23 protein-coding genes are annotated in these 22,522 nt (G+C 37.4%); 11 read left to right on the top strand and 12 right to left on the bottom strand.

Annotated features, from left to right (window positions below; translation table 11 throughout):
* The first annotated feature begins 46 nt into the window (after nucleotides 1-46).
* Together sat and cysC are read left to right on the top strand one after the other, a co-directional pair.
* Entirely contained in the window at nucleotides 47-1,186 is a 1,140-nt protein-coding gene (sat, locus tag PI85_RS14430; RefSeq protein WP_036119894.1) for a sulfate adenylyltransferase, read from the top strand.
* Nucleotides 1,183-1,776 carry an adenylyl-sulfate kinase gene (cysC, locus tag PI85_RS14435; protein ID WP_036119892.1) on the top strand — a complete coding sequence of 198 codons (594 nt, stop codon included), beginning with the start codon at nucleotides 1,183-1,185 and terminating at the stop codon, nucleotides 1,774-1,776. Before sat ends, cysC begins: the two co-directional genes overlap by 4 nt.
* Before the next feature lie 56 nt (nucleotides 1,777-1,832).
* Here cysC and mnhG read toward each other — a convergent pair whose 3' ends face one another.
* Genes mnhG through PI85_RS14470 form a run of 7 tightly spaced genes read right to left on the bottom strand, consistent with a single transcriptional unit; the run spans nucleotide 1,833 to nucleotide 7,588 of the window.
* On the bottom strand, nucleotides 1,833-2,201 hold the full coding sequence (mnhG, locus tag PI85_RS14440; RefSeq protein WP_036119889.1) for a monovalent cation/H(+) antiporter subunit G: 369 nt from the start codon (nucleotides 2,199-2,201) through the stop codon (nucleotides 1,833-1,835).
* Nucleotides 2,185-2,466: a Na(+)/H(+) antiporter subunit F1 gene (locus tag PI85_RS14445; RefSeq protein ID WP_008178119.1), complete on the bottom strand. Its 282-nt coding sequence runs from the start codon at nucleotides 2,464-2,466 to the stop codon at nucleotides 2,185-2,187. Before PI85_RS14445 ends, mnhG begins: the two co-directional genes overlap by 17 nt.
* Nucleotides 2,463-2,942: a Na+/H+ antiporter subunit E gene (locus tag PI85_RS14450; RefSeq protein ID WP_036119884.1), complete on the bottom strand. Its 480-nt coding sequence runs from the start codon at nucleotides 2,940-2,942 to the stop codon at nucleotides 2,463-2,465. Before PI85_RS14450 ends, PI85_RS14445 begins: the two co-directional genes overlap by 4 nt.
* Before the next feature lie 4 nt (nucleotides 2,943-2,946).
* Complete coding sequence (locus PI85_RS14455; protein ID WP_036119880.1) at nucleotides 2,947-4,434, bottom strand: Na+/H+ antiporter subunit D; 1,488 nt, start codon at nucleotides 4,432-4,434, stop codon at nucleotides 2,947-2,949.
* Nucleotides 4,427-4,768 (bottom strand): Na(+)/H(+) antiporter subunit C, encoded by a 342-nt coding sequence (locus PI85_RS14460; protein WP_008178124.1) that lies wholly within the window; start codon nucleotides 4,766-4,768, stop codon nucleotides 4,427-4,429. Before PI85_RS14460 ends, PI85_RS14455 begins: the two co-directional genes overlap by 8 nt.
* Nucleotides 4,768-5,190 (bottom strand): Na(+)/H(+) antiporter subunit B, encoded by a 423-nt coding sequence (locus PI85_RS14465; protein WP_008178127.1) that lies wholly within the window; start codon nucleotides 5,188-5,190, stop codon nucleotides 4,768-4,770. Before PI85_RS14465 ends, PI85_RS14460 begins: the two co-directional genes overlap by 1 nt.
* Nucleotides 5,177-7,588, bottom strand: coding sequence for a Na+/H+ antiporter subunit A (locus tag PI85_RS14470; RefSeq protein ID WP_082011580.1), 2,412 nt, complete (start codon nucleotides 7,586-7,588; stop codon nucleotides 5,177-5,179). Before PI85_RS14470 ends, PI85_RS14465 begins: the two co-directional genes overlap by 14 nt.
* A gap of 154 nt (nucleotides 7,589-7,742) precedes the next feature.
* Between PI85_RS14470 and PI85_RS14475 the strand changes: the two genes are divergently transcribed.
* Nucleotides 7,743-8,306 carry a DUF5366 family protein gene (locus PI85_RS14475; protein ID WP_008178131.1) on the top strand — a complete coding sequence of 188 codons (564 nt, stop codon included), beginning with the start codon at nucleotides 7,743-7,745 and terminating at the stop codon, nucleotides 8,304-8,306.
* Between the two features lie 441 nt (nucleotides 8,307-8,747).
* Here PI85_RS14475 and PI85_RS14480 read toward each other — a convergent pair whose 3' ends face one another.
* Nucleotides 8,748-10,598, bottom strand: a complete 1,851-nt coding sequence (locus PI85_RS14480; RefSeq protein WP_036119877.1) for a transglycosylase domain-containing protein — start codon at nucleotides 10,596-10,598, stop codon at nucleotides 8,748-8,750.
* 237 nt (nucleotides 10,599-10,835) lie between these two features.
* On the opposite strand from PI85_RS14480, the gene PI85_RS14485 reads away from it, so the two are divergent.
* Nucleotides 10,836-11,423, top strand: a complete 588-nt coding sequence (locus tag PI85_RS14485) for a peptidylprolyl isomerase (protein ID WP_036119874.1) — start codon at nucleotides 10,836-10,838, stop codon at nucleotides 11,421-11,423.
* A gap of 22 nt (nucleotides 11,424-11,445) precedes the next feature.
* On the top strand, nucleotides 11,446-11,658 hold the full coding sequence (locus PI85_RS14490; protein ID WP_008178137.1) for a hypothetical protein: 213 nt from the start codon (nucleotides 11,446-11,448) through the stop codon (nucleotides 11,656-11,658).
* Between the two features lie 40 nt (nucleotides 11,659-11,698).
* On the opposite strand, the gene PI85_RS14495 is transcribed toward PI85_RS14490, so the two are convergent.
* Together PI85_RS14495 and PI85_RS14500 are read right to left on the bottom strand one after the other, a co-directional pair.
* The gene (locus PI85_RS14495; RefSeq protein WP_036119869.1) at nucleotides 11,699-13,120 is read right to left on the bottom strand and encodes a hypothetical protein; all 1,422 of its coding nucleotides are present in this window, start codon (nucleotides 13,118-13,120) and stop codon (nucleotides 11,699-11,701) included.
* A 111-nt stretch (nucleotides 13,121-13,231) separates the two neighbouring features.
* Nucleotides 13,232-14,407, bottom strand: a complete 1,176-nt coding sequence (locus PI85_RS14500) for a MalY/PatB family protein (RefSeq protein WP_036119867.1) — start codon at nucleotides 14,405-14,407, stop codon at nucleotides 13,232-13,234.
* A gap of 72 nt (nucleotides 14,408-14,479) precedes the next feature.
* Here PI85_RS14500 and PI85_RS14505 point away from each other — a divergent pair, with 72 nt between their 5' ends.
* Nucleotides 14,480-14,740 (top strand): DUF1871 family protein, encoded by a 261-nt coding sequence (locus tag PI85_RS14505; protein WP_008178143.1) that lies wholly within the window; start codon nucleotides 14,480-14,482, stop codon nucleotides 14,738-14,740.
* 83 nt (nucleotides 14,741-14,823) lie between these two features.
* Here PI85_RS14505 and PI85_RS14510 read toward each other — a convergent pair whose 3' ends face one another.
* Complete coding sequence (locus PI85_RS14510; protein ID WP_039392013.1) at nucleotides 14,824-15,066, bottom strand: hypothetical protein; 243 nt, start codon at nucleotides 15,064-15,066, stop codon at nucleotides 14,824-14,826.
* A gap of 307 nt (nucleotides 15,067-15,373) precedes the next feature.
* Between PI85_RS14510 and PI85_RS14515 the strand changes: the two genes are divergently transcribed.
* The 3 genes from PI85_RS14515 (at nucleotide 15,374) to yugI (ending at nucleotide 18,014) form a co-directional block, all read left to right on the top strand.
* The gene (locus tag PI85_RS14515; RefSeq protein WP_036119859.1) at nucleotides 15,374-15,922 is read left to right on the top strand and encodes an RNA polymerase sigma factor; all 549 of its coding nucleotides are present in this window, start codon (nucleotides 15,374-15,376) and stop codon (nucleotides 15,920-15,922) included.
* Nucleotides 15,915-17,552 (top strand): hypothetical protein, encoded by a 1,638-nt coding sequence (locus PI85_RS14520; RefSeq protein WP_036119855.1) that lies wholly within the window; start codon nucleotides 15,915-15,917, stop codon nucleotides 17,550-17,552. Before PI85_RS14515 ends, PI85_RS14520 begins: the two co-directional genes overlap by 8 nt.
* A gap of 84 nt (nucleotides 17,553-17,636) precedes the next feature.
* The gene (gene yugI / locus PI85_RS14525) at nucleotides 17,637-18,014 is read left to right on the top strand and encodes a S1 domain-containing post-transcriptional regulator GSP13 (protein ID WP_008178152.1); all 378 of its coding nucleotides are present in this window, start codon (nucleotides 17,637-17,639) and stop codon (nucleotides 18,012-18,014) included.
* Nucleotides 18,015-18,057: 43 nt separating this feature from the next.
* Here the strand turns inward: yugI and PI85_RS14530 are convergent, their stop codons facing one another.
* A complete protein-coding gene (locus tag PI85_RS14530; RefSeq protein WP_008178156.1) occupies nucleotides 18,058-19,365 on the bottom strand; it encodes a sigma-54-dependent Fis family transcriptional regulator in 1,308 nt (435 codons plus the stop codon).
* A gap of 145 nt (nucleotides 19,366-19,510) precedes the next feature.
* On the opposite strand from PI85_RS14530, the gene pruA reads away from it, so the two are divergent.
* Both pruA and PI85_RS14540 read left to right on the top strand, forming a co-directional pair.
* On the top strand, nucleotides 19,511-21,055 hold the full coding sequence (gene pruA / locus PI85_RS14535; RefSeq protein ID WP_036119850.1) for an L-glutamate gamma-semialdehyde dehydrogenase: 1,545 nt from the start codon (nucleotides 19,511-19,513) through the stop codon (nucleotides 21,053-21,055).
* Nucleotides 21,056-21,298: 243 nt separating this feature from the next.
* Nucleotides 21,299-22,492, top strand: coding sequence for an ornithine--oxo-acid transaminase (locus tag PI85_RS14540; RefSeq protein ID WP_008178160.1), 1,194 nt, complete (start codon nucleotides 21,299-21,301; stop codon nucleotides 22,490-22,492).
* Nucleotides 22,493-22,522: the final 30 nt, after the last annotated feature.

Here is a 22,522-nt window from a genome sequence, read left to right on the forward strand (position 1 = left end):
TTCAACTATTAAACTTAGTATTTAACTAGAATTAGGAGGAGATTATATGAGTTTACAACCACATGGAGGGTTTCTTGTGCAAGCTTTTCATCCCGAAAAGGAAATCACATCTATTCATAAGGAGATTGAGCTGGATGCCATTTCTTTGAGTGATTTAGAGTTAATTGCTATAGGTGGCTACAGCCCTATCGAAGGCTTTTTAACACAAGTAGATTATGAATCAGTAGTGGAAAAAAGTCGATTAGCATCAGGTATAGTATGGAGTATTCCAATTACCCTCCCTGTGACGAAAGAGAAGGCAGCAACATTACAGCCTGGCGAAGAGGTAAAATTAGTCTACCAAGGTGAAACTTATGGCGTTATTCAGGTGGCTGATATTTTTGAGCCGAATAAGCGAACAGAGGCATTACTTGTATATGGTACTGAGGATCTCGCACATCCTGGCGTCCACAAGCTACATGAACGTCCTGCCATATATGTCGGAGGAAAAATTACTTTAATCAAACGTCTGGCACAAAAGTTTCCTACGTATTCATTTGATCCGGTGGAAACCCGTCAACTATTTGCTTCAAAGGGTTGGCAAACCATTGTTGGCTTTCAAACGCGTAACCCGGTGCATCGAGCGCATGAATATATCCAAAAGGCAGCACTTGAAACGATTGATGGTTTATTTTTAAACCCTCTTGTTGGAGAAACAAAGTCGGATGATGTGTCTGCGGCTATCCGTATGGAGAGCTATGAGATTCTATTAAAAAAATACTATCCTGAAAATCGTGTGCAATTAGGAGTGTTTCCGGCTGCTATGCGTTACGCAGGACCAAGGGAGGCCATTTTCCATGCACTTGTAAGGAAAAATTATGGCTGTACACATTTTATCGTCGGTCGAGATCATGCAGGTGTAGGGGATTACTATGGCACGTACGATGCACAAAAAATCTTTGAACAGTTTACGGAAGATGAATTAGGGATTGTTCCATTAAAGTTCGAGCATAGTTTTTATTGTCAGCAATGTGAAGGAATGGCTACTACAAAAACTTGTCCACACGATAGCTCTGCCCATATTATTTTATCAGGAACAAAAGTACGAGAGATGCTACGTAATGGGGAAGTACCACCAAGTACATTTAGCCGTAAAGAGGTAGTAGATGTATTAATAAAAGGCATGCAAAAGGAGGTAGTCAAATGAGTTCGAATATTGTTTGGCATCAAGCCTCCGTTACAAAAGAGGAGCGTCGATCCCAAAATAAACATCAAAGCTTTATTTTATGGTTTACGGGCTTGTCTGCTTCTGGAAAATCATCTATAGCCAATGCGTTTGCCCGCCATTTATATGAAAGGGGCAATCAAGCCTTTGTGTTGGATGGCGATAATGTCCGTCACGGTCTAAACAAGGATTTAGGTTTTGATGAGGCAGGACGAAAAGAAAATATTCGTCGTATAGGGGAAGTTTCGAAGCTTTTTATAGAAAGTGGTCAAATTGTATTAACGGCATTTATTTCTCCTTATCGGGAAGATCGTCAAGTGGTCCGTGCGCTTGTTGAAGATGGTGAATTTATCGAGGTTTTTGTAAAGTGTTCAATAGAAATATGTGAAAAACGGGATCCCAAGGGTCTATATAAAAAAGCGAGAAAAGCAGAAATTGCTAATTTCACTGGTGTTAGCGCCCCTTATGAGGAACCAGAAAACCCTGAAATTATTTTAGATTCTGAACATCATACGATAGAAGAATGTGTGAAACAGTTGACTAGTATTTTAACTTCCAAAGGATATATATAATAAACCAATAAAAAAATCTGCTCGTTCAGAACGATTGAGCAGATTTTTTATATGTCTTATTGTGCGTCTTGTTCTTTTTTCATTCTGTCAATTTCCGGACCTAATTCATCACGTACTGTCCCTTTCCAAGGCTTGACACCAGCAATATAAGAGGAGCGAGTCATAATATGTCCTCCAACAGGGCCAGTGATGAAGAGGAATAGTATTCCTAGTAATATACGTGGATTAAAATGATCTTCGATTAGCCAAAAATGAAAGAATACACCAATTAGAACACACATGACACCAAGTGTAGCACTTTTTGAGGCAGCATGTGCTCGTGTATATAAATCAGGTAGGCGGATAAGCCCAATAGCTGTGACGACAATAAAAAGTACTCCAACAGAAATGAAAAAGATAACTAAACTATTAGCGAGAATTGTCACGTTTAATGATATCTCCTTTCTCTATGAATTTAGAGAAAGCAACTGTACCGATAAATGATAAAATCGCTAGCAATAAAATAATCTCAAGGAAGAAGCTTGTTTCCACTAAAATCGAAAATAGTCCAATTAAGGAAATAAGAGAGACACCCAGTGAATCTAAAGCGACTACACGGTCAGATGCAGAAGGTCCTTTGATCATTCGATAAATGACCGCAATCATCGATAAGCAAATCACTACAATAACCGTTATAATAAATGTTGTCATGATTTACTCACCTCCAAAATCGCTTTCTCAAATGAATCTCGAATGGAAGCAACAGCCTCATCCACATCACTAATATCAATAGCATGTACATATAGTGTTTTAGCATCATCCGATACATGTACGACTACAGTTCCTGGCGTTAAAGTGATAAGACTGGATAATAATGTAATTTCCCAATCCTCCGTTAATACAGTAGGATAAGCAAAAAAGGCAGGCTGCATGTCCAATTTAGGCTTTAATACTACCTTCAGGACTTGCACATTCGCTAATACTAACTCTTTAAAGAACAGCAAAGTTAATTTTATAAGGGCCCATAGGCGGTAGACATAAAGACGAGATTTAAAAAATCTTCGCATTATTATGAGTAAAATGATGCCCATTATGAACCCAATAATAAAGCCGGTTGCTGTGTAATTAGAGGATAGGAACATCCATACGAAGGCAAGTACAAAGTTTAAAATCATTTGAAATGCCACAGCGTTAATCCCCCTTCATCACAGCATCTATATAGATAGATGGATCATTTAAAAGTTTTGCTGCATCGTCCATAAATGGCGTCATCCATTCGGAACCAACACCATATGCGACAGAAATAAGTACTAAAAGGGCTGAAGGCATAAACAGCATTTTGTAGATAGATTTGTCAACGATGCCCTTCGTTTCTTTTTCCTCGCCCCAAAAGGCGTAGATGAAGATACGAATTACGGATAGTAGTACGAGCAGTGAGGACGCTAATATGAAAATACTACTCCACATATTACCCGCTTCAAAGCCACCTTGTACAATCAATAGTTTGCCAACAAATCCGCTAAGCGGTGGAATTCCGGCTAAGCCAAATGCTGCAATTAAATAACACCAACCAAGTGCCGGGTATTTTTTCATCAGACCACCCATTTTACGCAAATCAGATGTACCTGTAATGTAGATGATCATACCGATTAACATAAAGAGTGCTGCCTTTATGAGCATATCGTGTACTAAATAAAACATTGCTCCCTTTAAGGAAGCTTCATTCATTTGTGAGACACCAAATAAAATAACCCCTACGGCGATGACAATATTGTAGATAATAATAAGTTTGACATCAAAGTAAGCGAGTGCCCCGATGCATCCAGCCACAATTGTAGCAATGGCAAGTACCATCAATAGATCATGAGTATAGGATAAATCGTGTACAAAGAATAATGTATAGGTACGTGTAATCGCATAGACACCTACCTTTGTGAGCAGTGCACCGAATAATGTTAGTACAGGTATAGGAGCCGCTGCATACGAAGTAGGAAGCCAAAAATACAATGGGAAAATGGCTGCTTTTAATCCAAATACCATTAAAAAGAGTACAGCTATAACGGTAATGATACCTGGTTGATTGATTTCAGCTATTTTAACGGCAATATCAGCCATATTCAATGTTCCTACAACCGAATATAAAAAGGCTACAGTAATGACAAATAGGGCAGACGAAATAACATTAATTAGAATATATTTAATCGATCCTTTCAGTTGCCCTTTCTCGCCACCGAGGACGATCAGTAAATAAGAAGCCATTAATAATACTTCGAAGAAAACGAATAAGTTAAAAATATCACCTGTAGTAAAGGCCCCATTAACCCCAGTTAAAATAAACATGATTCCAGGGTAATAAAAGAATCGTTCACGTTCCTTCGTAATAGAACCAAAGCCATACCAAACAACAAAAAAGGCAATTAACAATGTCGTTGTCACGAGCAATGCGGATACCATATCAGAAACCATTGTAATCCCGTAAGGAACTGGCCAATCTCCGAAAGTGACCTTTTGGATACCATCATGTTTCACTTTCATTAGAAGTGAAATGGCAGTGATCAAGGAAATCCCGATTCCAAGTAATGAAAATGTTCGTTGATACATTAAGTTTTTTTGCCCAAACATTAAAATCATACCGAAGAAAAATGGAATGATGATAGGCAGTAGTAGGAAGTTATTCATCCTCATCACTTCCTCTCATTAAGCTAATATCATCAGTTTGCAGCTCCTGATAGGAACGATATGCCAGCACTAGGAAAAACGCTGTGACACCAAAGCTAATGACAATAGCAGTTAAGATAAGTGCCTGAGGTAATGGATCTGCAAAAGTTTTGGCTCCTTCGTTTAACACGGGTGGAGCCTCACCACCAAGACCACCCATCGTTAATATAAGTAGATGAGCACCATGACTTAAAAGTCCTGTACCAATAATAATACGTAATAAACTTTTTGATAAAATTAAATAGACAGCTGCCATAAAGAGGAAGCCAATGACAAAGGCCATAATTATTTCCATTATTCATCCTCTCCAATCGTTTGAATAATGGTCATCGTAACACCGACAACAACCAGATAGACACCGCTATCAAAAAGCATAGCCGTGTGTAAAGACTGTTTGCCTAGAAGCGGTAAATCGAAATAATCAAAGAAATGAGTAAAAAAAGGTTCGCCCACAAACATAGGGAATGCCGCAGTAGCAAGGGCTAATAATAAACCAATAGCCGTTAAATACGTGTAATTAATAGGTAAAATATGGCGTACAGTACGGATATCAAACGCTAATACTAATAGCACGATGGCACTGGAGGTTAAAAGCCCTCCAACAAAGCCACCACCCGGCGTGTAATGACCTGCTAAAAAAATATGAATGGAGAAGAAGAAAATAATGAAGAATACAATTTTAGCCGTAAATTGTATTATCACATCATTTGTTTTCATGTGTTTTCTCCTTTCTATTCATACGCAATTTAATCATTGCAAAGATAGCCATTCCAGCAATAGCGAGTACTGTAATTTCAAACAATGTATCAAAGCCACGATAATCTACTAAAATTACGTTGACAATATTTCCTCCGCCCGCTAAAGAGTAAACGGTTTCCTCATAGTACTTAGAAATAGTAGGAATGAGTTTTTGCGAATGAGCAGATAGTGCGACAAGTGTTACCATGACACCTACTGCAATGGATATAACAGCTCGATTTAATTGAAATCTCATACGCTCTTCTCGTTTACCAAGCTTTGGCAAATGGTAGAATGCCAATAAAAAGAGGGCGACAGATATAGTCTCAATAACAAGCTGTGTTAAGGCTAAATCTGGCGCATTAAAAATAACAAAGAATAATGCTACCGTATATCCAACAGAGCCAAGACCTATAATGGCCGTTAACCGCGATTTAGCTAGTATGGTGATAGCTGTTCCAATTAATAAAACCACGACTAAAATAATTTCATATGGTCTTATCGGAGCGGTCCCTTGGAATGAAAGACTAAAGGCATTTTTCACAAAAAGCGAACCAATGACGATAACAGCAATACCACTAAACATGTAGAGTAAATAATGACGCATTGAGCCCGTCATATAGAGTCGAGAGAGGCGATTTAAGCCAACATCTAATCCCTGCATAATTTTGTCATAGGCATTATTCAAAGTGAAAGCCTTTGGGAATCGCTGATACATTCCTTGCCATTTTGGTAGTGAAACAAATAGTAGTACTCCAATAATGATAATTCCTATCGTCATCAGAAGTTCAGGGTTGACCCCATGCCATGCTGCTACATGTATGTCAATATCTTGTGGTGTTTCGTATAGAAATGGCTGAATCGATAGAACAGCCGGTTTGACAAATGTATCGCCAATAAAATTCGGGATAAAAAATATGAACACAACTAATCCCGCTAAAAGCATTGGAGAAACTAGCATTCCAATAGGTGCCTCATGTGGTTTATGAGGTAATTGCTCTGGTTTGTAGTTGCCATTAAATGTTCGGAAAACAAAATAAAAGCTATAAATAAATGTAAAAATACTAGCAATCCAAGCGATGATTGGGAAGAGCACTCCCCATGTATCAAAGCCAAAGAGCTCAAACTTTTGAAGGGAGAGCATGGCTGTTAAAAACATTTCTTTACTTAAGAAGCCATTAAATGGTGGAAGACCAGCCATTGATAAGCTTCCTATCGCCGCAACTGTAAAACTGATAGGCATAATACTCATTAACCCACCCAATTTTCGAATATCACGCGATCCTGTTTCATGATCGATAATCCCAGCAATCATGAATAGGCTACCTTTAAATGTTGCGTGATTAATGAGATGGAAGATAGCAGCAAATGCCGCGAATTTAATAGTATCTACTGATTCATTCGCATGAAACGCCACTGCGCTTGCCCCAAGTAGTGACATAATAAGTCCAAGTTGACTAACTGTCGAGAAGGCTAGAATTCCTTTTAAGTCCGTTTGCTTGACTGCAAAGAAGGAACCCCAGAATAAAGTTAAAATACCTATACCTGTTACAAGCCATACCCAGAGCTCAGAGGCTGCAAATATTGGGGTAAAGCGTGCTACTAAATAAATACCTGCTTTGACCATCGTGGCAGAATGTAGGTATGCACTGACTGGTGTAGGTGCTTCCATTGCATCTGGTAGCCAAATGTAGAATGGGAATTGTGCAGATTTTGTAAATGCTCCTAGAAGTAATAAAACAAGCGACCATGTAAATAAAGGTTGATCAACTAAATTCGGTGCCATAATAATTAGCTCTCGAATGGAATAAGTTCCTCCCATTAAATAGAGAAGTACAAATCCGCCTAGCATCATTAAGCCGCCGCCGACTGTTATCATCATTGATTTCAGTGCGCCAAGGCGTGATGCATCACGGTTATACCAATAACCAATGAGCAGGAATGAGGAAATGGACGTTAATTCCCAAAAGAAATACAGTGTAATTAAATGATCTGACTGTACTACTCCAAGCATTGCAGACATAAATAACAGTAAGTAAACATAAAAATTATGTAATTTTTCTTTATGTTTATCTAAATAAAAAATGGAGTAGAGGACAACTAAAGATCCGATTCCAGTAATTAATAGCGAGAATAATAAGCTAAGGCCATCCAAATAGGAGACGAAGGAAATATCAAGCGATGGAATCCAAGGAAGTTTAGCGGTAAATACTCCACCTTTAGCCACTTGTGCAATATAGGATGCATAAATAACTACGAGCGTAGCTGGAACAGCGAGAACAAACCAGCCAGTATGAATATTTTTTATGCTTTTATATAAAAATGGTACGAAGATTGCAGCAAGCATTGGAATGAAAATATAAAGTACTTGTAACAAAAAAACCCTCCTTTATGCAGGTAAGTAAATCAATTATAACGTACTTTAATTGGGAATGCATACGTACTATTGGGATTTAGCTTGCGGTAGTGGAAGAATTTTCGTTATATTATAAATAGGAAGTTATCAAGAAAAATAGAGGAAAAAAATTTTTATGAAGAATCCATATATCTACGGTTATTTACCATTAATTACAATTTTATTGTTTAGTTTGACATTTGGTATGTATGCAGTTGGAGAATCTTTACAGATTTTTCGAGCGATCGGTGTATATTCAGGAATGCGAGAGTTTTTATCTGATGTTGAATTACGTGTATTCTTACTCATAGTGTTTGCTGTTGTTTTTTTTATGCTATTTTCAGCACTCAAACTAGTAGGAGAAACCATTCATGAGTTAGGAATGCTCTTTTTTTCAAAAGACAACGATGGTGCAACTGTTAGCCAAGCGCGAGGCGGCTATATCATTTTGTTTATTGGTGCTATGTGTTCAGCATTTGCAATCCAATTCATTTATGTGTTAATAGGAATTTTTGTCCTCACTGTTTTTACATATTTCATTTATCTTATTTACAAAATGAGTCATTTTATGTCAATGGGCGGCACAATCGGTCTATTAATCTTTGAACTTTTTATGTGGACAATTCTATTAACATTCATTGTGTATGTTGTATTGAAACTATATAATGGTATTTTAGCAAGTCTACCATTTGCCCAATAAATGCATACTGTAGGCAAAAACTATCGAGAGGCTCAATCTCGATGGTTTTTCTTATGTTCAAGTGACTATTTGGTGAATGACTACATGTTGTTCGAGCGTAGGTAACTTCTTATTTTTCCTGTCACGTCCAAGCTTTACATTAATGGGTGCAATGAAGTGCTTTTATGTAGAAGTTGGTGGGAATGAAGGGCCGTGACTTCTGAGGGGAATAGGGGAAAGGCGAGATTCTGGAGTGAGCAGATGTTTTCTGTGCGAAAGCGTAGGAAGCGGGGACCCCATCCGTAGTGGAAATCAAAGGCTTTCTTTTATTCGAATGGAAAAGGAAAAAGAAAAAAGGATTGTAGGCAAACTCTCCAATTTTTCGAGTTTGTCTACAGTCTGAAGGGAGCAGAAAATCTCTTTCTGCTCCCTTTTGTGATCATTACATCCAAACCACTTATCTTACTCAAGTAAAACATTAAATAATTGATGATGAATTTTGTATTCTTCTAATTTTTGCATGGATTGAGGCTTATCATATCCAATCCATACGGCAGCTGTATAGGTATCATTAAGTCCGGCAAGCCAATAGTCTCGATAGTCATTTGTTGTCCCTGTTTTGGCACCAACATAGCTGCTATTACTGTAGACTCCCTGTCCCGTACCGTTCATCACAACATCGGCAAGTAGCTCACGCATGTATTTTACTGTTTTAGGAGACCAAATTTGATCACGCTGTGTATCCCAACTATAGAGCTCTGTTCCATCTAAAGCTGTAACTTTACGAATGCTATGGGCTAGAACATAAGATCCATCAATAAAGCTTGTATAGGCATCTGCTAGTTCTAATGCTGTTACACCATAAGTAAGCCCGCCCAAGGAAGCGGCATAATTATGGTCCTTTTCTACAATGGAGCGGAAATGGAAGCGATCTAAATATTGAAATGCTGTATCAACGCCAACTGTCTGGAAGAGTCGCAGTGCCGATGTATTATAGCTATGTCGAAACGCAGTGCGTAGCGACACATCCCCATACTTGTATCCCCCATAGTTTTGAGGGCAGAAGGATCCGACACAATAACTACCACCATTTACAATTGAATCCGGTGTATGTGTGGTTGTTTCAAAGAAAGGAGCATAAACGGCCAGTGGCTTAAAGGCGGAACCTGGCTGACGTGTTCCTTGAAATGCGCGATGATAATCAAACTTTTCATAGTTTTTCCCTGCGTATAAGCTAACGATCTCTCTGGATTGGTTGTGAATAACAGCACCTGCTGCTTGCAATGAACCGGCACCCAAAGTAGCGGTCATTTGTTGCTCATCATGCTGCTGTTTTTGGGGATCCAATGCAGTGTTAATTATGAGTCCATTTTGAAATAATGTATCAAGTCGATTGTCTAATTGTGTCTTAATTTTTTTCTTTTCTTCCTCATTGTCTGTATTGTTAAGCCGATCCGCATAGCCTTCTTTTTCTGCAACTAACCATTTTAATTCTTGAAGAACGTAAGTGCCATACATAGGATAGCTTTGTATTTTATCCTTAATATGCAATGTAATAGGTTCTGCCTTATAAGTCGTCGCATCTTCCTTAGTAATGCTACCTTTCACGGCAAGTGTATCTAATAAACGTTCTTGACGTGCTTTAGTTTGATCAAAGTTTTTTAAAGGGTTATAAAGTGACGGGTTGTTAGGAATTGCTGCAATAAAAGCAATTTCAGCTATTGATAATTGCTGGAGTGGCTTTTGAAAATAATAAGTGGCTGCTCCACCAATTCCGTAAACTTGATTGCTAAAATAGGACTCGTTAAGATACATCGTTAAAATTGCTTCTTTATCGAATTCTTTTTCTAATTCATAAGCATAAAAAAGTTCGGTTAATTTTCGTTCATATGTTTTTTCATCAGATAAATAACGCATTCGAACAAGCTGCTGTGTAATCGTACTGCCACCCTGTGAGCTAGTACTCGTATTTGAATTGGCGACTACTGCACGCATAATAGCACTTAAATCAAAGCCGATGTGTTCGTAAAAGTCGGCATCCTCACTTGCAATGAATATTTCCTGGGCAATTTGTGGAATTTCTTGTAATGTTAGTGGCTGCCGCCATTCGACATATTCCTCACTAAATGTTTGCCCATTTTGGTCCTTAAGTGTTACAGGAAGCTGAGGTTGTACTTCCGGTAAATGAATAGCCTGTGTAATTTGTTCCTCATGTGCTTGTGCGGTATTGATTTCTGTTCGTATGTTTGTGCTAATCCACCATAGAACAGGTAAGGAAAGAAGTATAATAAAAAAACCAAAAGCCTTTTTCATGTGTGCCTCCACTCTTTCTATGAATCCTTCAACAGAATAACATATTTTGGATTGATTCCAAATACTCGGTCAGACCTATTTCCTTTGTTTTGAGAGAGGAAGTTAAAAGTGCATAAATCGTCAATACTTTGATGAAGAAAACCAATCGGAAGTATGTTAGACTAAAATGAGGTCAAGAAGGATGAATTGTCATCTTTTTCATTGAAACTGAAAATTATCATTAAAGGAGAGACTTCCATGTTTCCACAATTAACAACAGACGTACAAGCAGGCGAAGTGCTTGTAGAAATGAACACAACATTAGGGGCAGTTAAAATTAAATTGTTCCCAGAGTTTGCACCAAAAACTGTTGAAAACTTTTTGGGTCATGCTAAATCAGGTTATTATAACGGCATCATTTTCCACCGAGTTATTCAAGACTTTATGATTCAAGGTGGGGACCCAACTGGAACAGGTATGGGCGGTGAATCGATTTGGGGAGATTCTTTTGAAGATGAATTCTCAGATAAATTGTTTAACCTACGCGGTGCGCTATCAATGGCTAATGCTGGTCCAAACACAAATGGTTCTCAATTCTTTATCGTTCAAATGAAACATCTTCCAAGCGATATGCTTCGTCAATTACAAGGAGCAGGCTTCCCAGAGGAAATTATTGAAGCTTATGCAAAAAATGGCGGTACACCTTGGTTAGACCATAAACATACTGTATTCGGTCATGTTGTAGAAGGAATGGATATTGTGGATAAAATTGCGGATGTAGAAAAAGATCCCCGTGATAAACCATTAGAAGATGTGAAAATTGAGTCAATTACAGTCTTTGAATAATAATTATAAGGACGTGTAGAGCATGGAAAACTTAATGTATCAATTTTTATATTTCCCTGAAGATAAATCAGGATATATTCCAGCAGCATTTGAATTTTTAATCATGCTTATTTTGTGTGTAGTCGTGTTTACGCTTTTCCGTAAAATTTCTAAGAAACAGGAAATTAAATCAAAAGAAATTGAAGCACGTATACTAGCAGAAAAGAAAAGTACAAACAACCAACAAAATGTCTAATTAAAAAGAATCTGCCTCCAATGGAGACAGATTTTTTTATTTACATTTTTCTTTTAGAACGACGAACGATGTTTTGTAGTGTTTTAAAGGCATTGAAGCAAACGAGTACAATGGATAGGCCAATCCCGCTCATGGCGGTAATAAAGGCAACCCATTCGAACAGCGTATAGCTCCAAACACTATCTAAATCACTACTGTCCTTCCATTCTTCAATGACTAAATTCATTCCGTATATACCGGATATAACCGTAAATACAGTTAAAATAAATAGTAAATTATTACTTCGATTATCAGACTGATCTTCTTGTGTTCGATATAAACTGTTCAATGTCGCTTTTGTTTCTACATAATGTTCATTAATACGGAAATGCTTTCGTAGTATTTGAGAAATTTCCCGACCTTCAGTCCGAACAACGACTTCTTCGAAATAATAACGTGCAGAGAACTTTGTGATTAGTTCGATTAATTCATTGACAATTTGTTTATCTTTTCCCCACTTTATTTCACTGTATTCGTAGGATAGTTTTAAGAGCATCATTTTATAAAAATAATGAATGAACAAATTATAATAGTGAGTACCCATAAACTCCTGAATGCTATGTGAACAATGTTTAAATGGCTTATTTGTAAGTGTCATTTGTGCCTGTGCTGAAGAGATAATATAACTATTGGGTGCCCAGCGTGTATGGGCGTGTTCCTCTACATAGTTTGAAATATATTGAGAATTTGTGCTTGAAATAAAGGGTTTGCCATCAGGTGTTCTTCCATCTACTTGCCCTAATCGAAAAAGATGCTCAGGTAAAAGTTCTGCTTGTTCATCACATATTAAATAGGCTGAGGAAAACATTCGTTCATCTTCAAAAAAGGGCAATCCTTCATAGCTATGATCTTGCCGGTGCTGTAAAAAAGGCTTTAGGAAGGGAATAAAATAGTTAAATAATAGCTCACTCGTAGAATCACAATGACCGAACGAGAAATGGTGACTTGCGCCCTTTTCCTCTCGCAATTTTGCCTCCAGCACCCTAAAGTAATTAATGAAATTTAAAATATCGCTAATGTCATAAGGATTGTCTATGCTTGTTCGTACAGTGACGATGCCATTGCCGAAAGGGCATAGCGTTACATCGATGCTCATAAGCTCATAGTTTATACAATTTTCTTGATGGTGTAAGGCCCCTTGTGTATAAAATGCTTTTGAGAAACGAAGAAAGTCTGGGCTATCCATTTTGTTTGGGAATAATTTGTCTTCAAGAAAGGGATAAAAAAACTGGGCAAGCTCTTCATGTATGATTGTTATGTCTCCATAAAAGGCATTTTCAAGAGTCATATTGTTCAATTCAAAAAAAGAAAACCCTTCTTCTAAAAGGATATTACCAATCTTTTGCCGATCTTTTGTTTGGTAGGCGAAGGGAAACAAGAATGTCATATAGGCACGCTGAATTATTAAAGGAACTAAGTCCATTGAAAACACCCCTTTTTCCATCCGATTGTTAAGAAACTTTTCCACATAGGAAGGATTTTAAACATCTAAAAAGAAGGAATCCTAAATAATCGGGGATTCCTTCTCTTACTTTTATTGTTCAAACGCTTTTTTAAAGCGCTCTACGCCGTCTCGTACTGTTTCAAATGAACAAGCTACATTCATACGTAAGAAGCCTTGACCCTCTTCACCGTATTTTGTCCCTGGCTCTAACGCCAGTTTACCAATTTCTAATAGTCGGTTCATAATATCTTTTTCTTCAAGGTTAAGCTCTCTATAATCAATCCATATTAAATAAGTGGATTGTGGTTTAATGATGCGAATGCCTGGAATCTGCTCTAACTCTGCTTTGACATAATCCATATTTGCTGAAACATACGGCAACAATTCATCTAGCCAAGGGGAGCCTTCCGTATACGCAGCCTGTAATGCTACAGAGGCGAAAGTATTTAATGAGCCTTGTCCACTTGCCATATTCACAGCTTCAAGCTGTAGACGTTTGTTCTTATCTGGCACAATCATATAGGAAACCTGAATACCTGCTAAATTAAATGTTTTAGTAGGAGCCATACACGTTACAATACGATTGATTTCATCGCCTGCTACTTTGGCAATAGGAATATGTTTTTCTCCATTTATCATTAAATCAGCATGAATTTCATCTGAAATAATAAGGACGTCGTATTGAGCACAGAGTCGTACAATTTCCTTTAAAGTAGCTTCATCCCATACATAACCGCCAGGATTGTGAGGATTGCATAATATGTAGGCTTTCACATTTTGAGCTAGTGCCTGTTCAAAAGCTTCAAAATCAACGATAAATTTGCCATCATTTTTTTCAACTAGTTGGCAGCTTACCACTTCGCGCCCATTGCTTTTTGGGATGTTAAAAAATGGTGGATAAACAGGTGTGGAAATAAGGACTTTATCTCCCGGATTAGTAAAGGCAACAATGCTATTTGCTAAGGCAGCCACAACACCATTACAGAATACGATGGAATCCTTATCAATTTGCCAATCATGACGAGTATTTTGCCAGTCCACGATTGACTGTATCGCTTCCTCACTAATAAAGCTATAACCAAAAATAGTGCGTTCAGCATGTTCCTGCAATGCTTTTGAAACGGCTGGTGGAGCAGCAAAATCCATATCAGCTACCCACATTGGCAAGATATCGGACGCATCGTTTAGTCCATAAACCATTTTCATTGCGTCCCATTTGACGGAGTTTGTACAACGACGTTTGATAGTTTGATCAAAAATAGACAAGCAAATCACTCTTTTCTTTTTTATTTACTATGGTATCATACGATTATGATCAAAGGATAATAGGTGAGTATTTTGGAAAATGTAAAAATGAATCAAGCAGCTGTCCATCTGCTAGAGGAGTGGGATCCATTCCACTTAGGTCCAGACCATTATGATACGGAAACAGCAGATGTTGTAGCGGCATTGCAAGGAATCGATGATCCATCTACGCTTGCAAAAGTAATTCAAGAAACATATGAGCATTCGTTTGAGCAATGGATTCCTTTTGAGGATTGTGTAGCCATCTCTTACAAACTGATTGCTATTAAATTTGAAGCAAAATGTATTATTTAAAATATTTTGCATATTTCCTATAAAAAAAGGGGTTGTCCTACGACAACCTCTTTTTGCATTGACATGATAGAGGCTCTAAATCCTTATTTAAATATTGGTAAAATACCTTGAATGAAAATAATTAATATAGCAATTGGGGACACATAGCGAATTAACTTGTACCAAATTGTAAACATCCAATTAGATGCGGCTAGCTCTTTACGAGAAATATCTTTTGTATAATAATAACCTGCAAAAATTGAGATTAGCAGAGCGCCAATAGGCATTCCGATATTGTTGGTCATAAAATCAACAAAATCAAAAATAGAACGGTCTAACATCTTCATATCTGATAGTATACCAAATGACAGCGCACTAGGAATACCAACAATAAAGATAATGATGCCACCAATCCAGGCAACTTTTTTCGCTTTTCGGTTAGCCTCCTTGTACTAAAGTTTTATTTTACCGCAATATTTTCATAACACAAGCAAATATCTGAATATTGATTGAGGGGATTTCTCCATTAAGAGCCAATTTATAGAGCGTGTGAGGGCGTTTTAGTAAGGTTCCTCCTTTTAGAGTAAATAACATCCTTAATATGTAACAATTAGGTAGATTCTTTCGTTCCATAAACAAAAGGAGGGGATCGCCTTGGAGGAAGCTGAATTAATAGCGAGGGCACAGCAAGGAGACAAAGAAGCCTATATCGAACTTATTCAAATTCATCAACAAACAGTTGAAAAGTTTGCCTTTCAGTGTGGCGTACATAGCAATGATTTAGCAGATGTTTCACAGGAGGTATTTGTTAAACTGTATCGCTTTTTACATCAATTTAAACAGGATCGATTTACGACGTGGCTTTATAAAATTACATTGAATGCTACACGTGATTATTATCGTAAGGAACAGAGAGAGCTGGCAAAAGAGGACAAGCTTAATGCTCAAAGGCAAACCATTTTCCTCTCTGCTGAAGACGATGTTCTATTATTTGAAGAAGATAAAATCTTACACAATGCTATTCAAGCCTTAGATGAAAAATATCGGTACCCTATCGTACTGTATTATTTCCACGAGCTAAAATATGAAGAAATCGCAGAGGTTTTAAATATTTCATTATCAACGGTTAAGGTACGGTTATTACGTGCGAAAGAAAAGTTGAAGGCAGCATTAATGCAAGAGGGGAGTGTTGAAAATGGATGATCAACAATTTAATCAACGTATGGCACTACTGAAAAAATCCTATGAGCGAATGGAATCAAAGCTAGAACCACTGCATGTTCTTCAGCAAATTGAAAATGAGGATGCCAAAAGGCAATTTCAAGAAATTAATAAAACGGTTCCAAAGCCTTCAACAAAATGGCAAAAGCCTGCTGTTTGGATTGCTAGCATCGCCAGTGTGTTATTAGTTGGAATCTTAATGTCGTCATATATGTTCCATCCGTCAACATCTGTGCATTCAAATGAAGAAAAGATAGAGAGTAGCTATGAAGAATGGTTTTCAAGCTTACAAAAAAAGTATCAAGAAAAGCGCGAAAAAACACGCCAGGAGCTCCATATACCCGAACAAGACTTTAGGAAACTATCGTTTATTGCAATCGCTGATAATAAATACAATGATAAAGCTAGAAATAAAAATATAGTAGTTAATAGAATGATGGATAATCCAAAATATTTAGCGGAGTTGGAGCAAGAAATACTAGATAATTTGCAAACACCTCGGGAGTTAATAGAGCAAATCAACACATTTGAAAACTCTATGTCATATGAGGAATCTCGATATTTTTTTAGCAATTATTTTTATTCAACGAAAGATGTTTTACAATATTATACTAATCAACTTTCTCCCTATAAGAATGTACTATCACAAAAAGAGGGAAATTATCCTAAAGAACTAGAACAATTAATTGCTACGGCTAAAAAACAGTATTTTGAGTTGTCTAATGATGGGAAAAACTTTAGCTTTAGAGCAGATCCCATTTTTCAGCAAAATGCACCAGCATATACTGATCGTCTTCACTCTGACATATTAGGTCTATTTAAATATTGGGCTACTGGCTCTTTATTGGAAGGTGAAAATTTACGGTTTTCTACAGAAGAAACTGCTCGAATTTTAAAATTATATGAAAGAACATTAGTCACAGACCTATCAGTAGGAGGACTTGATTTCCTATTACGGGATTTAAAGAAAGAATTCGAAAATACGTGGCTTTTACTTCTAAAAGGTATGGATGACATGAGTAGATATTCGCCCGAACATATCGAGTTTTTAAATGCCACTGCAAATGGAAAGTATGGAGAATCGATGCGATTAACTGCACAAATTATCCATGAAGAATTTAAAGAAAAAGGGACATCCAAAACAATTGATAGTCTTACAAGACATGATATTGGAATGGAGCTTTCATATTTAAGTAATGAAGTCTATATAGAATCATCAGATGGTTCGACGAGTTTACAAATTGATTTTCGTTGGATTTACCAAACTGAAGCTTTATACAATGCTTATACATCAAGCAAAGACGATACCATCCTAGATTCATTAAATCCAATGAACATCGTTAGCCTATTCTTATATGCACAAGGAAAAGGCGATCAAGAAACCATTAAACAGTTAGTTTCTCAAGATGTAGATATGAATAAAGTAGTTCAATTTGATGGTATGGAACATTTTACAGTTCTTTATGCAACTGATGCATCCCAAACAACGATTAAAGTAGACGTGAAATCAGAATCAATTCAATTGATTGGCCAACGCTTAACCTTCCAATTAGGTACAGAGACTATAGGAAAAGGTGAAAAACGTTGCATCATTACAGCCATTTCTGAGTAAGGAGATTTTTTGCCCCGATTTTACACGTATGTTATAATTTAACCGATATATACGTAGCAAACCAAAAGAAAGTGGGCAAAGGTTATGGTAAAAAAATATGAATTAGGAGACGTGTTGACCGGAAAAGTTACAGGTATTCAACCATACGGTGCATTTGTTGCATTAGATGACAATACGCAAGGCCTTGTGCATATTTCGGAAATAACATACGGCTTTGTGAAGGATGTTAGTGAATTTTTAGCTGTTGGGCAAGAAGTAGAGGTCAAGATACTTGAAATCGATGAAGAGGCCGAAAAAATTAGTTTATCGATGAGAGCGCTACAGGAACGCCCGGCAACAGTTAGAAAAAAAGAAGCACCACCACGCAAATCATTGCAGGACCGTGTAGATGAATCGGATGCGAATGGTTTTAATTCCTTAAAAGACAAATTACAGGACTGGATTGAACAATCTGGACAATAAAAAACGAGGATACTTTCAACGTGAAGGTATCCTTGTTTTTATGTTATTGCTTTTTTATTTTTCGGATTCGGTATTGAAGGTTTTGTCTACTCATCCCAAGTGCATTCGCGGCTTTTGTAATATTGCCCTCATATAAATTCAAGACATTTTGCACATAATATGATTCGGCTTCGCGCAAATAAGCATCTAATGGCATGACATCATGATTTTGATGGAACATAAAGAATTCAGGTTCACGATTGTTGGTATCTTGTTGCTGTACCTTGAAGCGGAAATGCAACGGCAATAAATCTGAGGTTACCGTAGACTCTATCGTCATAAATGAAACAATTTCATCCAATAGTAACTCGAGTTCCTTTAAATTGCCAGGCCAATCATATTGTAAGAATAATTCCTGTACATCTGGTGCTAGCTCTGTAACCTGTGAAGCAAATCGTTCTCGATGTCGGCTAAAATAATCATCCACAAATGGGAGAATATCTTCTTTTCGATCAGTTAAATGGGGAATAGTAATAGCCATCGTTGCAAAGAAATAATAAAGTGATTTGGACAGCTTTTTTTCAGCAATTAATGTAATCGGGTCGCTACCTACACTGCCAATTAACATGTACTTGGACTGCGGTAGGGACTGGAGTATATCTAACAATTGCTCTTGAATGTCTAAGCTCAAAAAATCAATGCGCTCAAAGAAAAAGGTATAGTCTTTATCTTCTTCTAAAAGCTGATTTAATTTATCAAGCACTGATTGAGCAGAACGACGACTAACAAGTGTCATAAAGGCTTCAGGATCTGGTGAAGCCGCGTGGTGAATACCTTCAGCCACTAAATCCTTGCCTGTCCCAGATTCCCCAATTAATAATACTGGTAATTTTACAGCCGCTGCTTTTTTAGCATTTTCGATGACCTGCTTCATGGCTTCAGATTCAGCTTTTATCATGTCGAACGTCAAAGGCTCATCATATCGACGAAGGGGTTGATAAACAAGCTTTTCTAATGATGTAATATCACGCGCAAATTCTATTGCCCCAATCAGTTTTCCATCTACAATAAGTGGAAAAGTATCATTAATGGTTGTAATTTCATGCCCATTTTTATTCCAATAGGATTGTTTGACATTAATTTCTTTCTTTCCAGTTTGTAATACACGCATTAAGGTACTTTCGTGCTGACGGAAGGAAAACATTTCAATAATCGAACGATCCGCTAGCTCATCAAAATGGAATCCTTCAATTTCTTTCATTTTTGTATTATAAATAATCGTCTTGCCGGATAGGTCTACTGCATGAATACCAACGGATACATTTGTTGCAATAAACTCATAAAAAGGTAGTAAAGGTTCAGAATTTTTCATAAAAATGTGCACCTCAAAAATTTTTTACTTGAAATATGCAACGAAATTTTGCATTATAATAAGTGTAAGAATATTTTATACGCAAAGATATTTTGCGTCAATGTTTTTTGCATACCCAAATATATCTCACAAGGGAGGATTAAGTATGATTCCATACAAACACGAACCATTCACAGATTTTTCACAAGAGGCAAACTACAATGCTTATGTAGAGGCTTTAAATAAAGTTGAAGGTTACTTAGGGCAAGACTACCCACTTATTATCGGTGGCGAGCGTATTACAACTGAAGATAAAATCGTTTCGTACAATCCTGCAAAGAAAACAGAAGTTATTGGCCGTGTGTCAAAAGCGAGCAAAGATTTAGCTGAAAAAGCGATGCAAGCAGCAGATGAAACATTCAAAACTTGGAAAAAAGTTGATCCAGCTATTCGTGCTGACGTTCTTTTCAAAGCAGCCGCTATTATTCGTCGTCGTAAACACGAATTCTCAGCATTATTAACAAAAGAAGCAGGGAAACCATGGGCTGAGGCTGATGCGGATACAGCAGAAGCAATCGACTTCTTAGAATACTATGGTCGCCAAATGCTACGTATTAAAAACGGCCAACCAGTAGAAAGCCGTCCAGGTGAATACAACCGTTATGACTATATTCCACTAGGAATTGGTATCGTCATCTCACCTTGGAACTTCCCATTTGCGATCATGGCTGGTACAACAGTAGCTGCTTTAGTAACAGGTAATACAGTATTACTAAAACCAGCTTCTACAACACCAGTAGTGGCGTATAAATTTATCGAAGTATTAGAAGAAGCAGGTCTTCCAGCAGGAGCTGTAAACTTTGTACCAGGTTCTGGTGCTGAAGTGGGCGATTATTTAGTTGATCATCCAAAAACTCGTTTCATCAGCTTCACAGGTTCACGTGATGTTGGCTTACGTATTAACCAACGTGCCTCTGTCCTAAATGATGGTCAAATTTGGATCAAACGCGTAATCGCTGAAATGGGCGGTAAAGATACAATCGTTGTCGATAAAGAAGCAGATCTTGAATTAGCTGCACAATCGATCGTGAAATCAGCATTTGGTTTCTCTGGTCAAAAATGTTCAGCATGTTCTCGTGCTGTCATCGTAGAAGATGTATATGACCAAGTGGTGAACCGTGTAGAAGAGTTAACAAATGCTTTAACAGTTGGAGATCCAACAGATTTCAGCAACTTCATGGCAACAGTTATTGACCAAGCTGCATTCAATAAAATTACGGAATACATCGAAATCGGTAAAGGCGAAGGTCGTTTAGTAGCTGGTGGTACAGCGGATGATTCAGTAGGTTATTTCGTACAACCAACAGTATTCGCTGACGTAGAGCCTTCTGCACGTATTATGAAAGAAGAAATCTTCGGACCAGTAGTGGCGATCGCAAAAGCAAAAGATTTCGATCAAGCGATTGAAATTGCTAACGATACAGAATACGGCTTAACAGGTGCTGTCATTACGACAAACCGCGTAAACTTAGAAAAAGCACGTGAAGAATTCCATGTTGGAAACCTTTACTTCAACCGTGGCTGTACAGGTGCGATTGTTGGCTACCAACCATTCGGTGGTTTCAACATGTCAGGTACAGACTCAAAAGCTGGTGGCCCAGACTACCTACAACTTCACATGCAAGCAAAAACAACTTCAGAAATGCTTTAATTTTACATTGACGTTAGGGCTATTTTAATAAGTAGTAAATGAAGCATTGTGACAGAATTTGTGGAACTTCTCCAAGTAATACAACCGTTGGCTAATACCGTAGCCACTTATGTAGTTTACTTGGGGAGAGTTTGCAAATTGATCGATTGTTGTTGCTAAATTCTTAATTATTCTACTTACAGAAATACATAGTCCTTTCTTGCATCGATTTTTTATCATCATTTAGTAAGGAGAGAATAGAATATGACAAAAACTCAACAAGTTATTGAACAAACACAAAATTATGGTGCAGCAAACTATCATCCACTGCCAATCGTAATTTCAGAGGCTGAGGGTGCTTGGGTTAAAGATCCAGAAGGTAACAAATATTTAGATATGTTATCAGCTTATTCAGCTGTAAACCAAGGACATCGTCACCCAAAAATTATCGCTGCTTTAAAAGAGCAAGCTGATAAAGTAACATTAACTTCACGTGCATTCTACAGCGAAAACCTTGGTGAATGGTATGAGCTAGTAGGAAAGTTAACAAATAAAGAAATGGTATTACCAATGAATACAGGTGCTGAAGCAGTAGAGACTGCGTTTAAAGCAGCTCGTCGTTGGGCATATGATGTAAAAGGCGTAGAAGAAGGCAAGGCAGAAGTGATTGCATGTAATGGTAACTTCCATGGTCGTACAATGCTTGCTGTATCTCTTTCTTCTGATGAGGAATACCGTCGTGGATTCGGTCCAATGTTACCAAACGTTAAATTAGTAGACTACGGTAATCTTGAAGCATTAAAAGCAGCTATTACACCAAACACAGCAGCATTCTTAATTGAACCAATTCAAGGTGAAGCTGGTATTGTTATCCCAACAGAGGGCTTCCTAAAAGCAGCTCGCGAACTTTGCCGTGAAAACAACGTATTATTCATTGCTGACGAAATCCAAGCAGGTTTAGCACGTACTGGTAAAATGTTTGCTTGTGATTGGGAAGAAGTAGAACCAGATATGTACATCTTAGGTAAAGCATTAGGTGGCGGTGTATTCCCAATTTCTTGTGTAGCTGCAAACCGTAATATTCTAGGTGTATTCAACCCTGGTTCACACGGATCAACTTTCGGCGGAAATCCTTTAGCTTGTGCAGTTTCAATTGCATCTATTAAAGTATTATTAGATGAAAAATTAGCTGAACGTTCACATGAACTTGGTGAATACTTCAAAGGTAAGTTAAGAGAAATTAATAACCCAGTTATTAAAGAAGTACGTGGTCGTGGTTTATTTATTGGTATGGAATTAACAGAGGCAGCTCGTCCATACTGTGAAAAACTAAAAGAATTAGGTTTATTATGTAAAGAAACACATGATACAGTTATTCGTTTTGCGCCACCACTTGTTATTTCACAAGAGGATTTAGATTGGTCAATCGAACAAATTGAAAAAGTATTTAATCTTTAACAAAATGTTCACATTTTAATTCGGAAGTAT

This window comes from Lysinibacillus sp. A1, from assembly GCF_000801965.1.
GTDB lineage: Bacteria > Bacillota > Bacilli > Bacillales_A > Planococcaceae > Lysinibacillus > Lysinibacillus fusiformis.

What these genes read in the sequence shown, in the direction of transcription:
- sat (WP_036119894.1), top strand. Translation starts at nt 47, where the DNA reads ATGAGTTTACAACCACATGGAGGGTTTCTTGTGCAAGCTTTTCATCCC.
- cysC (WP_036119892.1), top strand. Translation starts at nt 1,183, where the DNA reads ATGAGTTCGAATATTGTTTGGCATCAAGCCTCCGTTACAAAAGAGGAG.
- PI85_RS14445 (WP_008178119.1), bottom strand. Translation starts at nt 2,466, where the DNA reads ATGACAACATTTATTATAACGGTTATTGTAGTGATTTGCTTATCGATG.
- PI85_RS14455 (WP_036119880.1), bottom strand. Translation starts at nt 4,434, where the DNA reads ATGAATAACTTCCTACTACTGCCTATCATCATTCCATTTTTCTTCGGT.
- PI85_RS14460 (WP_008178124.1), bottom strand. Translation starts at nt 4,768, where the DNA reads ATGGAAATAATTATGGCCTTTGTCATTGGCTTCCTCTTTATGGCAGCT.
- PI85_RS14465 (WP_008178127.1), bottom strand. Translation starts at nt 5,190, where the DNA reads ATGAAAACAAATGATGTGATAATACAATTTACGGCTAAAATTGTATTC.
- PI85_RS14475 (WP_008178131.1), top strand. Translation starts at nt 7,743, where the DNA reads ATGAAGAATCCATATATCTACGGTTATTTACCATTAATTACAATTTTA.
- PI85_RS14480 (WP_036119877.1), bottom strand. Translation starts at nt 10,598, where the DNA reads ATGAAAAAGGCTTTTGGTTTTTTTATTATACTTCTTTCCTTACCTGTT.
- PI85_RS14485 (WP_036119874.1), top strand. Translation starts at nt 10,836, where the DNA reads ATGTTTCCACAATTAACAACAGACGTACAAGCAGGCGAAGTGCTTGTA.
- PI85_RS14490 (WP_008178137.1), top strand. Translation starts at nt 11,446, where the DNA reads ATGGAAAACTTAATGTATCAATTTTTATATTTCCCTGAAGATAAATCA.
- PI85_RS14495 (WP_036119869.1), bottom strand. Translation starts at nt 13,120, where the DNA reads ATGGACTTAGTTCCTTTAATAATTCAGCGTGCCTATATGACATTCTTG.
- PI85_RS14510 (WP_039392013.1), bottom strand. Translation starts at nt 15,066, where the DNA reads ATGAAGATGTTAGACCGTTCTATTTTTGATTTTGTTGATTTTATGACC.
- PI85_RS14520 (WP_036119855.1), top strand. Translation starts at nt 15,915, where the DNA reads ATGGATGATCAACAATTTAATCAACGTATGGCACTACTGAAAAAATCC.
- yugI (WP_008178152.1), top strand. Translation starts at nt 17,637, where the DNA reads ATGGTAAAAAAATATGAATTAGGAGACGTGTTGACCGGAAAAGTTACA.
- PI85_RS14530 (WP_008178156.1), bottom strand. Translation starts at nt 19,365, where the DNA reads ATGAAAAATTCTGAACCTTTACTACCTTTTTATGAGTTTATTGCAACA.
- pruA (WP_036119850.1), top strand. Translation starts at nt 19,511, where the DNA reads ATGATTCCATACAAACACGAACCATTCACAGATTTTTCACAAGAGGCA.
- PI85_RS14540 (WP_008178160.1), top strand. Translation starts at nt 21,299, where the DNA reads ATGACAAAAACTCAACAAGTTATTGAACAAACACAAAATTATGGTGCA.